The sequence below is a fragment of the Paraglaciecola polaris LMG 21857 genome, assembly GCF_000315055.1.
In the GTDB taxonomy this organism is placed as follows: domain Bacteria; phylum Pseudomonadota; class Gammaproteobacteria; order Enterobacterales; family Alteromonadaceae; genus Paraglaciecola; species Paraglaciecola polaris.
In genome coordinates this window covers 1-12,186 of sequence record NZ_BAER01000061.1, presented here as the reverse complement: position 1 = coordinate 12,186, position 12,186 = coordinate 1, and the positions used below count along the sequence as shown (strand labels likewise).

Sequence of the window (12,186 nt, the reverse complement as noted above, 5' to 3'; positions counted from 1 at the left end):
CGATGAATACTAAGTTAATTGATTTTATTAAGCAGTTATATGGAACCAACGAGTTTATTCCTCTTCATGCTCCAACTTTCTCTGGAAACGAAAATAAATATGTTACCGAAACCATAAACAGTACATTTGTTTCGAGTGTTGGTGCGTTTGTAACACGTTTTGAGAAAGATATAGAGGAATATACTGGGACAGCCAAGGCGGTAGCTGTAGTTAACGGCACAGCGGCTTTGCACACAGCGCTTTATATGAGCGGTGTTAAACAGGGCGATTTAGTTATAACGCAATCACTTACCTTCGTCGCTACATGTAATGCGCTTTACCATATGGGGGCTGAGCCTGTTTTTGTAGATGTTTCTAAAACTAGCTTAGGGCTATCTCCTATTGCGTTAGCAGAGTTCCTCGAAAACAATGCCAATTTAAATTGTGACGGTGTATGCGTTTACACAAATACAAAGCAAGTTATTCGAGCAGTGATGCCAATGCATACCTTTGGGCACCCAGTAGAGCTAGATGAAATCCTCAGGGTATGCAATAAATGGAATCTTGTATTAATTGAGGATGCAGCGGAAAGTTTGGGCTCTTTTTACAAAGGGGTTCATACCGGTACAGTCGGTGAATTTGGCGCGTTAAGTTTTAATGGAAATAAAATAATCACCACAGGAGGTGGTGGTATGGTCTTGTGCAAATCCGTTAAAGCGGGAGAGCGGACTAAACATGTAACAACGACATCCAAAGTGCCGCACCCCTATGAGTTTTTCCATGACGAGCCGGGTTTTAATTATCGTATGCCAAATTTGAATGCGGCTCTCGGCTGTGCCCAAATGGAATCATTAGAAAAGTTCCTTGTCTCTAAACGTGATTTAGCAATGCAATATAAGTCCTTTTTTAAAGGGACTGATTTTCAGTTTGTTGACGAACCAGCATATGCCCATTCAAATTTTTGGTTAAATTCGGTTATTTGCCCCGATGTAAGCTCTCGTGATGAGTTGATTACAGCTACAAATCAGTCTGGTGTGATGACAAGACCTATATGGCAGTTAATGCACAAGCTTCCGATGTTTACTGATTCAAAGCGGGGCGATTTGTATTATTCCGAATTTATAGAAAAACGTTTAGTGAACTTACCTAGTTCACCCATCGGGACATGAAATGATAAAGGTTGGTGTATTTTCCGGCACGAGAGCTGAATACGGTTTATTATATTGGTTGTTAAAAGACATAGATAACGATGACGAATTAGAGTTGATATTGATTGTCTCAGGTATGCATTTATCCCCGGAGTTCGGTTTAACTTACAAGTCTATTGAATCAGACGGTTTTACAATCAGTGAAAAGATAGAAACGTTAATGTCATCAGATACCAAAGAAGGAGTAGCTAAAAGCATTGGGCTAGGAGTTCTTGGTTTTACTGACGCTTTAAGTCGCCAAAAACCCGATGTTATTGTCATTCTTGGAGACCGTTTTGAGGCATTAGCTATGGCACAAACAGCCATGATTTTGGGCATTCCAATCATCCATTTGCATGGTGGCGAAATTACGGAAGGTGCGTATGATGATGCAATTCGTCATGCAATAACTAAATTAAGTTATTTACATGGTACCTCAACAGAAGAATACCGGCAGCGTGTCATTCAGCTTGGAGAAGCGCCAGAGCGAGTTTTTAATGTCGGTGCTGTCGGCTTAGATCATCTAAATCGCGGCAGCTTCATGTCAGTTGATGAGCTGTCTGAATCACTCGGGTTTCGTTTACGAAAGTCGTTTTTCGTGGTGACATATCATCCTGTTACATTAACTGGTGAAGAGCCTGAATCTTCTTTTAAAGAGCTACTTGATAGCCTAGACGAATTTCCTGAGTATCAAGTTATTCTTACTTACCCGAATGCTGATGATGGTGGAAGAAGTATCATTCCTTTACTCGAAAATTACGCTAGTGATAATACTGGTAGGGTCTTAGCGATCCCGTCACTAGGACAAAAAAGATACCTTAGTGCAGTTAAGTATTCATCCGCTGTCATTGGTAATTCGTCAAGTGGCATTATCGAAGTACCTTCTTTTGATGTTGCAACTATCGATATAGGTATACGGCAAAAAGGCAGATTAGCTGCAAAGAGCGTCATTCATTGTAAGCCTTACAGAAAAGATATTGTAAATGCCATCGCTGCTGGGATTAAGAAAACATATAAAACTAACGATGAAGTCGTTTTAAATCCCTATGGGCAAGGTGATGCATCAAGTCAAATAGTAACTTTACTCAAAGAGTTAAAAGTAAATCCATTTAAATCATTCTACGACTTGAATGTGGAGAAAATAATATGACGTTAATTATTGCTGAGGCAGGTGTAAATCATAACGGACATGAAGAACTTGCATTTAAGCTTATTGATGCAGCTTACAAAGCTGGGGCAGATATAGTTAAATTTCAGACTTTCAAAGCATCTAAGTTGGTTACAGCCAATGCAAAACAAGCTGATTATCAAGTAACTAATACCCAAAAGAAAGAGTCTCAACTGGATATGCTCAGTCGGCTAGAATTAAGTTTTGAATTGCATTTGGAGTTGGTTGAATATTGCAATAAGTTAGGGATTGAGTTTCTATCTACGGCATTTGATTCTGAAAGTTTAAAATTTTTAGTTCATGATTTAAAGTTAACGAGATTAAAAATACCCTCTGGTGATTTGACTAATGCACCGCTAGTGCTTGAGCACGCTCAAACTGGCTGTGATTTAATTGTTTCTACAGGAATGGCTACGCTTGCCGAAATAGAAATAGCATTAGGGGTTATAGCCTTCGGTTATGTCGCGAGTAAAACGGAGACGCCCAGTATTCAAGCTTTTGAAAGAGCATATTACTCAGAACTCGGACAAAAGATGCTAAAGGAAAAAGTTACAATTCTTCACTGTACGACAGAATATCCGGCACCTTTGCGGGATATTAACCTTCGTGCGATGGATACAATAGCCAGTGCGTTTAAACTGGCTATTGGTTATTCAGATCATAGTGCGGGTATCAATATACCTATTGCCGCAGTTGCCCGTGGAGCAAAGGTAATAGAAAAACACTTTACATTAGATAAAAACATGGAAGGGCCAGACCATAAGGCTTCTCTGGAGCCTGATGAATTAGAAGCAATGATTCGTGGGATTCGAGATGTTGAGTTAGCGCTCGGTGATGGTTTAAAAGGCCCGATGCCATCTGAAGTGAAAAATAAATCGGTAGCAAGAAAAAGTCTTGTTGCTGAGCAAGTTATTACGAAAGGAACTGTTTTTAGTGCGGATAACTTAGCTATAAAACGTCCTGGCACAGGACAAAACCCTATTGATTATTGGAGTTTACTTGGTTGTGAGGCAAAACATAACTATCAGTTAGGCGATCTAATTAATGAGTAACGGCGTTTTGTTAATTGGTGGTGGAGGACATGCATCAGTACTATTGGAGATATTGATTGAACAAAGAATTAATATTGTTGGTTATGTATCTCCTTATGCAGCGACTAATCAAAAATTATTTTCAGATGTCAATTGGTTTAAGTGTGATGAAGATGTATTACAGTTTGATAAATCAACGATTGAGTTAGTCAATGGTATTGGCTCTTTACCAGGCTGTACATTAAGAGCTGACTTTTATTATAAATATAAAGAACTAGGCTATAGCTTTGCAACACTAGTTTCAAAAAAAGCTGACGTGTCAGCGTATGCCTATTTAGGCGAAGGTACACAAGTAATGCGTGGCGCTATTATCCAAACAGGGGCAAGCGTTGGTTACAATAGTATCGTAAACTCTGGTTCAATAGTTGATCATGATTGTTCTATAGGAAGCAATAACCATGTCGCGCCAGGCGCTACGATTAGTGGACAAGTTACCTCTAAAGCGAATGTCCATTTTGGTACTGGCTCCTCAGTTATTCAGTCGATCAATGTAAATGAGAATGTTGTTATCGGAGCGGGAACCATCATCACTAAAGATGTAGATAAAAATACAATTTGCTATCCCGCACGCATTTTCAAAAAGGTTATAGTTTAAAATGAGTAGTAATTGGAAAAAAATACTAGTTTTGCCTCTAAGCACTATACAAGACGTTCTAAAAGTTATTGATAGTGAGTCTCTGCAACTTGCGTTAGTCGTTGATCTTGATAATCGTCTATTAGGCACAGTAACAGATGGTGATATACGAAGGGCATTAATTAGTGGTGTTCCTTTATCTCGCTCTATTTCTGAAATTATGTCTACTACCCCTACCGTTGTCGATTGTAGTACGTCTAAAAGTCAAATTTTAGAGTTGATGAATATTAAGCAACTCCATTCTATTCCTATTTTAGATGACGGTATTGTGGTTGGGTTAGAGACATTTCATCAAATTACACAAAAAGTTAAATATGACAACCCTGTATTTTTAATGGCCGGTGGTTTCGGAACTAGATTAAAGCCTTTAACTGATAACTGCCCTAAACCATTATTAAAAGTGGGTGATAAGCCAATATTAGAAACCGTACTGTTAAGTTTTATAAAATCAGGTTTTCACGATTTTTATATTTCAACTCATTATTTACCTGAGATGATCCATGAGTATTTTGGTGATGGTACTAAATGGGGGGTGTCAATTAACTATGTACATGAAGAACAGCCTCTTGGCACTGGTGGGGCTTTAGGTTTACTGCCTAAAGATTTACCTGAACTTCCTGTAATTATGATGAACGGCGATGTACTAACAAAAGTTAATTTAGAAGCTTTGCTTGCCTTCCATAATGAAAATAGTGCCTATGCAACCATGTGCGTTCGTGAATATGAATATCAAGTGCCGTTCGGCGTAATCGAAAGTGAAGGAAATAACATCAAAAGTATGGTCGAGAAGCCTATACAGCGCTTTCATGTAAATGCCGGAATATATGTAGTTAGTCGAAAAATTATTGAACAAGTTAATAATAACGAAGTAGTCGATATGCCTACACTTTTGGAAAGGTATTTAGGTCAAAGTGTGCTTATGTTCCCATTCTATGAGTACTGGTTAGATATTGGGCGAATGGATGACTTTAACCGTGCTCAAATTGATATTAAGACGTTGGGAATTACCCAGAAATGAAAAAAGTTGCCGTAATTGGTTTAGGCAATATCGCTACTCGTCACCGTCATAATTTGAAATTTTTGTTTCCAAATGTTGAACTATTTGTAATGTCTGCAAGCGGGCGTATTCCAAAAGAAAATATTAGTGAATGTGATGGCATTGCAACGAGTATTGAAGAGCTAATTCAAGCGCAAATTGAATTAGTGATTGTCGCTTCGCCCGCGCCTTTTCATGCGCAACATTCTATCCCTTTTATTGAAGCGGGTATTCCAACGTTAATTGAAAAGCCAGTGACAACATCAGTAGAAGATGCAAAAGAAATTAACAAAGCAATTGAATTACATCAAACTCCTGTATCAATTGGGTATTGCTTGAGGTACTTGCCGTCAGCACAGAAACTCAAGATTTTGTTGGGGCAGAACATAATTGGTACGCTCTATAACGCGCATATTGAGATTGGACAATATCTACCTGATTGGCGTCCCAATAAAAGCTATCGAGATAGCGTTTCTGCCAAAAAGATATTAGGTGGTGGTGCTTTATTTGAACTCAGTCACGAATTAGATTATGCGCAGTGGTTGTTGGGACCATTACATGTAAAACATACTATATTACGCACTTCAGAAGAATTAGCTTTAGATGTTGAAGATATGGTTGACATTATCACATTAACTGAATCAGGGGCTGTAGCTACGATACATTTGGATTTTTTACAACGCAAAGCTCATAGGAAGTGCAGCTTTGTTGGCAGTGAAGGCCGTATTGACTGGGATCTGATATTAAATAAACTGACTTTGATTACGGCGGCAGAAACATCTGTACTATATAGCAATCCAAAGTGGGATAAGAACCAAATGTATTTGGCGATGATCGTCGATTTTGTGCAAATGATAGAAAAAAACAAACATACCTGTATTAAGTTTATTGAAGCTATAAGAACTGTTTCACTAATTGATGAAATCAAACAGCAAGCCAGTAATAATTGAGATAATAAATGAAAAATTTTGCATTTATTTTTGCTCGAGGGGGTTCAAAAGGCCTACCGGGTAAGAATATTAGAGCACTAGCAGGTAAGCCGTTGATTCATTACTCTATAGAAACCGCTAAAAAATGCCCTTCCATTGATGAAGTGTTTGTCTCCACCGATGATACAGCCATCGCAGAAATTGGTCGCCAAGCAGGAGCTGTTATTATAGAACGACCTATAGAGCTCGCTAGTGATACGAGTCCCGAATGGCTTTCATGGAGACATGGTATTGAATGGGTAGAAAGTCATTATGGAAAATTTCAATACTTTGTCAGTTTACCTGCTACAAGCCCCCTTCGTAATGTTTCTGATGTAGAGGGTGCAATTGCTAAACTAAGAAGCAGTTTAGCTGATATATGTATTTCAGTTACTCCTGCGTCAAGAAGCCCCTATTTTAATATGGTTAAAGTTTTAGATGATGAAACTTGTGAATTAGTTATTAAACCTGAGGGAGCTGTAACTCGAAGACAAGATGCTCCTGATGTTTTCGATATTACAACTGTAGCTTATATTGCCACCCCAAAGTTTATTAAAGATAATGATAGCTTGTTTTCAGGGAGAGTCACTAGTGTTGTTGTACCTAAAGAAAGGGCTGTTGATATCGACGATATCTATGATTTTCTATTCGCTGAAGCGATTGTTTGCGGAATAAAAAATGAATAATTTATTAGTAGGAGAGAGTATTTTAGTTATTGGTGCCGCTGGATTGTTAGGGACTCAAATTACTAAACATGCTCTCGAGCAAGGTGCAAATGTTATCGCAGTAGATCTATCTTCAGATAATTTACAAGCGAGTTTATCAAAAAAAGGTGTTGATTTAACTAACTTAAATCTTAGTTGTTCTAGCTTAGATATTACAGTTGAAGAAGATGTAATCAATTTTTTTGAAAGTGGTATTGAAATCACGGGAGCTGTTAATTGCACTTATCCTCGTAATAAGGCGTACGGCGCTCATTTTTTCGACGTTAAAATATCTGACTTTAATGAAAACCTGTCACTTCACCTAGGAAGCGCTTTTTTGTTTACTCAGCAGTGTGCAAAATACTTTAAATTAAATGAAAAGCCTTTTTCGTTAGTAAATATATCTTCTATTTACGGTGTCATTCCCCCGAAGTTCGAAATATATGATAATACAGCGATGACTATGCCAGTGGAATATGCAGCGATTAAATCAGCGATGCTTCATTTAAGTAAATACGCTATTAAATACGTTAACAATAGCCTATTTAGAGTTAATAGCGTAAGTCCAGGTGGTATTTTTGATAATCAACCTGAGTCATTCTTAAATGCGTATAAAGCATTAACGAATGGTGAGGGAATGTTAGATGGGAATGATGTTATAGGTAGCATCATATTTCTATTATCGACAATGTCAAAATTTGTTACTGGACAAAATATCATAGTAGATGATGGTTTTAGTTTATAAATATCAGGAGAGTTTAAATGAGTGAAAGTGTTTTTTGGTGTAGTTCGTGTTTGAATATGTCAACTAGGCCAAGGATTACGTTTGATGAAAAAGGTCGATGTAATGCCTGTATATGGACAGAAGAAAAGAAGAAATTAGACTGGTCACCGCGTCAAGACGAACTCTCTGATTTATTAGATAAATACCGTTCAAGCAACGGTAGCGGTTTCGATTGTGTAGTACCTGTTAGTGGTGGTAAAGATGGTTCATATGTAGCTTATACTCTGAAAAAAAAATATGGTATGAATCCGCTCGCTATTACCGTTCGCCCAGCCCTCTCGTTAGAGTTGGGTGATGAAAACCTACAAAACTTTATTGAATCTGGTTTTAATCATATTCATATATCCCCTAATGCGAAAGTAATGCAAAAGCTAAACAGACTTGGCTTTATAGAAAAAGGTTTCCCTTATTACGGCTGGCTAATTGCTATTAAAACAGCGGTAATACAAACGGCAATGAATTTCAACATACCTCTGATTTTTTATGGTGAAGATGGTGAAGTTGAATATGGCGGTTCAACAGAAAGCAAACATAACCCTCTATACAATATTGAATATATGAAACGAGTATACTTCGAAGGAGGCTATGATAAAGTTTTTGAAAGTGTGCTAGCTGATGAAGAAGTCAAGGAAGGCGATTTAGCATTTTGGCAATTTCCTACTGAAGAGCAAGTTTCAAGTAATGATTTAGCTTTTACTCATTGGTCTTATTATGAAGCTTGGGATTCATATAGGAATTATGTTGTGGCGAAAGATCACTGTGGTTTGAAAGAAAAAGAAGAAGGGACAGCTGGAACATTCACTAATTTCTCACAAAATGACCAAGCGCTATATTCATTGCACGCATACTTAATGTATCTAAAATTTGGTTTTGGTCGAGCGACTCAAGACGCTGGTATTGAAATTAGACGAGGTGCAATGACAAGAGAGCAAGGGCTTAACTTAGTAATGGCATATGATAATCAATATCCCCATGAGTTTTTGGATTTATATCTTGATTACTATGAAATGACTAAAGATGAATTTGATGCAGTACTTGATAAATATGCTAACAAAGACCTGTTTGAAAAAATTGATGGTATTTGGGAGCCTAAATTTACGGTAGGTGTAGCTTTCGAAGTATGAAATTAGTTATTGTTGATTATGGTATGGGAAACCTTAAGTCGGTTACGAGTGCACTTCGTTACTTAGGATTCTACGATATTGAATTATCGAATGAGTTTTCTGTACTACAACGGGCAGATAAACTTATATTGCCCGGAGTAGGAAACTATGCTAGAGCAATGAGCAAAATAAACGAACTTCAATTGACATCTAGCATTCGACAGTTAGTTTTGGATGAAAAAAAGCCAATACTTGGAATCTGTCTGGGCATGCAGTTGATGGGGCAATCAAGTACAGAAACTGCCCATAATACCGGGCTAGGTTTGATTAATGGTGTGGTAGAATCATTCGTGCGCAAAGACCTAAAAGTACCTCACGTTGGATATAATCAAGTTACTCCATGCACCAATAGCAGACTTTACTCTGCTCTTCATGCTAATCCTGATTATTATTTTACCCATAGCTTCAGAATGACTTCAAACGCGGATATCGGTGTGACAACTTGCATCTACGGTGAAGAATTTGTTGCGAGTTTTGAAATCGACAATATCGCAGGCGTACAATTTCATCCTGAGCTTAGCCAAACTAATGGCCTTCATTTATTAAAAAACTTTGTAGAGTTATTCTGATGTTGCGAGACAGACTTATTTTTGGACTGATTTATAATAACGGTATTTTTATGCAGAGTAGGAATTTCCGGCTGCAACGTGTAGGCGATATAAACTGGCTAGAAAAAAATTATAAATTTCAAAAAATATCATTTTCCCTTGATGAATTATTAGTGGTTGATGCAACTAGGGATACAAAGGATATCGAAAAGTTTGCAGCGGTAGTTTCCCGCTTAGTTGAAGACGTTTTCATACCAGTAACCGCGGGCGGAGGTATCCGAAAAATAGAGGATGCGGAGCTTTTTTTCAAAAGCGGCGCTGACAAAGTGATACTTAATTCACCTCTATTTGATAACCCTGACTTAGCATTGGAAATTATTAATAGATATGGGGCTCAGAGTCTTGTTGCGTCTGTAGACTACAAAATTATAGATGGTGAACCGATTGTTCATATTCATGATGGTAGAACTGCGATCCCAGTTTGTTTAGAAAATTACTTGCTACATCTAGAAAATTTAGGTGTTGGAGAGATCCTTTTTAACTCTATAGATAAAGATGGTACTGGTTTTGGTTATGATATAGATAATATAGAGAAATATGCAAAATCAGTAAATATGCCATTTATTGTAATGGGTGGAGCTGGAAATGAACGTCATCTTAGTTCAGGACTTGCTGTTGACGGAGTATCTGCTGTCACGACTGCGAACCTTTTTAATTTCATTGGTAATGGTTTGCCAAATGCTCGGAGCTATATGCTAGAGCATGGTGCTAATTTGGCTCACTGGGAATAGCATCTGTGTTGTTATTAGAAATCTATAAAAAAATTATCTTCTGTAATTCTGCTGATCGTATTGGCCCTGATATGCCATTTAGTCATTGGAAATTACATTTCAAATCGTCGATGTTAAAGATCTGTAAAATGAAGTTTAAATACTTTGGAGAAAATGCGGATTTTCGAGCCGGTGCTTATGCAGTTCACTGTTCAAACATTTCCCTTGGTAAAAATGTTGTTGTTCGACCTTCTGCGATGTTTTTTGCTGACGAGTTCGCTGAAATTGTTGTCGAAGATGACGTTATGATGGGGGCTGGTGTTCATTTTTACGTGAATAACCATAAGTTCGACCGGCGGGATGTTCCGCTTATTCAGCAGGGTTATTATCCTTCCGTTGGAATAACAGTAAGAAATGGAGCATGGATAGGTGCTAACTCTATTATTCTTCCTGGTGTAACTATTGGCGTCAACGCAGTTATTGGAGCTGGTAGTATAGTGACAAAGTCAATACCTGACTACTCCATAGCTGTTGGAAGTCCAGCAAAAGTTATATCTAAAATAAATTAGCATTATTATAGTTACTCAAATCTAAGAGGTATGGTCATTTTCAAAGATAGCATGTTATACCTTATTGGAGAATTGTTGGCTAAAGCAATGCCATTTCTTCTTTTACCATATTTAACTAGAACGCTTGGACCAAGTGGGTTTGGGGATCTAACTCTTTATCAGGTAATAATTGCATTGCTGTTTATTGCTGTTGGTCTAAATCAAGATGGCGCAATTTCAAGATATTATTACGTGTATGGCAAAAGAGCCATTGGGTTAATTAATTTTAGTGGCATACTTTATTCATCAGTAATATTTCTCTTTAGTTGTTTTATATCTTACATTTTTTCTAGTGAGATACTTTTTGCTTGTTCATTTTGTGCTTATACACAAAGTCTCATTGCGAATCAGCTGACATTTAGGCAGATGCAAAGAAAAGTAAAAGAATATTTAGCTATTCAGTTTTTCAATAGCTTCCTGTCCGTTATTTTCACTGTTTTACTATTTGAGTTTTTCAATCCATCAGCAATTGGTCGAATTTACATTGTTATTTTGTCTCAGGTTTTGACTATTGCATTTTCAGTGATGTTAGTGCCGGGTGGCGCCCTCGATAGTTTTCGGAAAGTTAAGATAAACTTACGCTCGATTAAAATTTCATTCTTTTATCTTTTTTCGTTTGGTGCACCACTTATTATTCATAATTTGAGTCTTTTCTCTAAGGGGCAGCTCGATCGTGTATTCGTTTACGATACCTATAGTGATGGTGAGCTCGGTATATATGCTGCAGGCTTCCAAGTTGCTTCCATACTAGCTATCCTGTTAATGGCTGCCAATAAAGCTACGATACCTTACTACTATGAAGGCTTAAAAGCCGGCAGCATAAACTTTCTAAATGTAAGCCGATGGGTCAAGTTATCTTTATTTTTAGTCCCTATACCTGCATTAATTGCCTTTATCGTACCCGAAAGCTTATATTTAATATTTTTGGGAGATGAATTTGCTGAATCAAAAATATACACTTGTATCTTCTTATTAGGTATCGGTATGACAATGCCATATTATATTTCAGTGAACTATTTATTCTTTCATGGAAAAACAGGCGTTGTATCGTTAAGCACTGTTACCTCCGCTGCGTTGCACATTTCATTACTTTTCACTATTGGTCAAAAGCAAATGATTTATATGGCTAGTGCGCTATTTTTGACAAATCTACTTACCTTTACATTGGTATATTTCTATTGTTGGAAATTTTTTTTAAAAACTAAATTAAATCAAAGGTAAATTAATGATGGATCTTTTTATTTGTCATACGCCGCTTCAAGCAAAAATAGCATTAAGAGTAATTGAGACTAAAAAGATAAAAGAATATGAAGTATTTTACTTTACGCATGTAGATAACATAACGCAAAAAAACTACTATCAGAAATTAGCAACCAAAGCGGCTAAAGCTAATTTTTATGTCTGCGTTACTAGATTTCCTCGCTATTTTTTAGAGATGAAAAAAATGTTCAAAGGTAAGAAATTTAATTCTGTCTATGTGGCAAGTATTGAAAATATCTACACCCATTTAGCATTAACATATAGCAAATTTGAAAATTTGTCTACA

General features: G+C 37.1%; 14 protein-coding genes. All 14 read left to right on the top strand.

The features are described from left to right. Positions 1-2: 2 nt before the first annotated feature. Positions 3-1,148, top strand: a complete 1,146-nt coding sequence (locus GPLA_RS12185; RefSeq protein WP_007105222.1) for a LegC family aminotransferase — start codon at positions 3-5, stop codon at positions 1,146-1,148. Position 1,149: 1 nt separating this feature from the next. Next, a complete protein-coding gene (neuC, locus tag GPLA_RS12180; protein ID WP_007105221.1) occupies positions 1,150-2,316 on the top strand; it encodes a UDP-N-acetylglucosamine 2-epimerase in 1,167 nt (388 codons plus the stop codon). Further along, on the top strand, positions 2,313-3,386 hold the full coding sequence (neuB, locus tag GPLA_RS12175; protein WP_007105220.1) for an N-acetylneuraminate synthase: 1,074 nt from the start codon (positions 2,313-2,315) through the stop codon (positions 3,384-3,386). Before neuC ends, neuB begins: the two co-directional genes overlap by 4 nt. Further along, the gene (locus GPLA_RS12170) at positions 3,379-4,020 is read left to right on the top strand and encodes an acetyltransferase (RefSeq protein WP_007105219.1); all 642 of its coding nucleotides are present in this window, start codon (positions 3,379-3,381) and stop codon (positions 4,018-4,020) included. Before neuB ends, GPLA_RS12170 begins: the two co-directional genes overlap by 8 nt. A 1-nt stretch (position 4,021) precedes the next feature. Beyond that, positions 4,022-5,077, top strand: a complete 1,056-nt coding sequence (locus GPLA_RS12165) for a nucleotidyltransferase family protein (RefSeq protein ID WP_007105218.1) — start codon at positions 4,022-4,024, stop codon at positions 5,075-5,077. Continuing rightward, on the top strand, positions 5,074-6,045 hold the full coding sequence (locus GPLA_RS12160; RefSeq protein ID WP_007105217.1) for a Gfo/Idh/MocA family protein: 972 nt from the start codon (positions 5,074-5,076) through the stop codon (positions 6,043-6,045). Before GPLA_RS12165 ends, GPLA_RS12160 begins: the two co-directional genes overlap by 4 nt. Positions 6,046-6,053: 8 nt before the next feature. After that, a complete protein-coding gene (locus GPLA_RS12155; protein ID WP_007105216.1) occupies positions 6,054-6,749 on the top strand; it encodes an acylneuraminate cytidylyltransferase family protein in 696 nt (231 codons plus the stop codon). Beyond that, positions 6,742-7,512, top strand: coding sequence for an oxidoreductase (locus tag GPLA_RS12150; RefSeq protein ID WP_007105215.1), 771 nt, complete (start codon positions 6,742-6,744; stop codon positions 7,510-7,512). Before GPLA_RS12155 ends, GPLA_RS12150 begins: the two co-directional genes overlap by 8 nt. Positions 7,513-7,529: 17 nt before the next feature. Then, positions 7,530-8,675, top strand: coding sequence for an N-acetyl sugar amidotransferase (locus tag GPLA_RS12145; RefSeq protein WP_007105214.1), 1,146 nt, complete (start codon positions 7,530-7,532; stop codon positions 8,673-8,675). Beyond that, complete coding sequence (gene hisH, locus GPLA_RS12140; protein ID WP_007105213.1) at positions 8,672-9,283, top strand: imidazole glycerol phosphate synthase subunit HisH; 612 nt, start codon at positions 8,672-8,674, stop codon at positions 9,281-9,283. Before GPLA_RS12145 ends, hisH begins: the two co-directional genes overlap by 4 nt. Then, on the top strand, positions 9,283-10,053 hold the full coding sequence (locus GPLA_RS12135; protein WP_007105212.1) for a HisA/HisF-related TIM barrel protein: 771 nt from the start codon (positions 9,283-9,285) through the stop codon (positions 10,051-10,053). The genes hisH and GPLA_RS12135 overlap by 1 nt, the downstream gene beginning before the upstream one ends. 5 nt (positions 10,054-10,058) lie before the next feature. Further along, positions 10,059-10,601 (top strand): acyltransferase, encoded by a 543-nt coding sequence (locus tag GPLA_RS24250; RefSeq protein WP_007105211.1) that lies wholly within the window; start codon positions 10,059-10,061, stop codon positions 10,599-10,601. 30 nt (positions 10,602-10,631) lie between these two features. After that, complete coding sequence (locus tag GPLA_RS12125; protein ID WP_007105210.1) at positions 10,632-11,861, top strand: oligosaccharide flippase family protein; 1,230 nt, start codon at positions 10,632-10,634, stop codon at positions 11,859-11,861. A gap of 4 nt (positions 11,862-11,865) precedes the next feature. Continuing rightward, positions 11,866-12,186, top strand: a 321-nt coding sequence (locus tag GPLA_RS12120; protein ID WP_040514645.1) for a hypothetical protein, incomplete at its 3' end; no start/stop codon positions are given.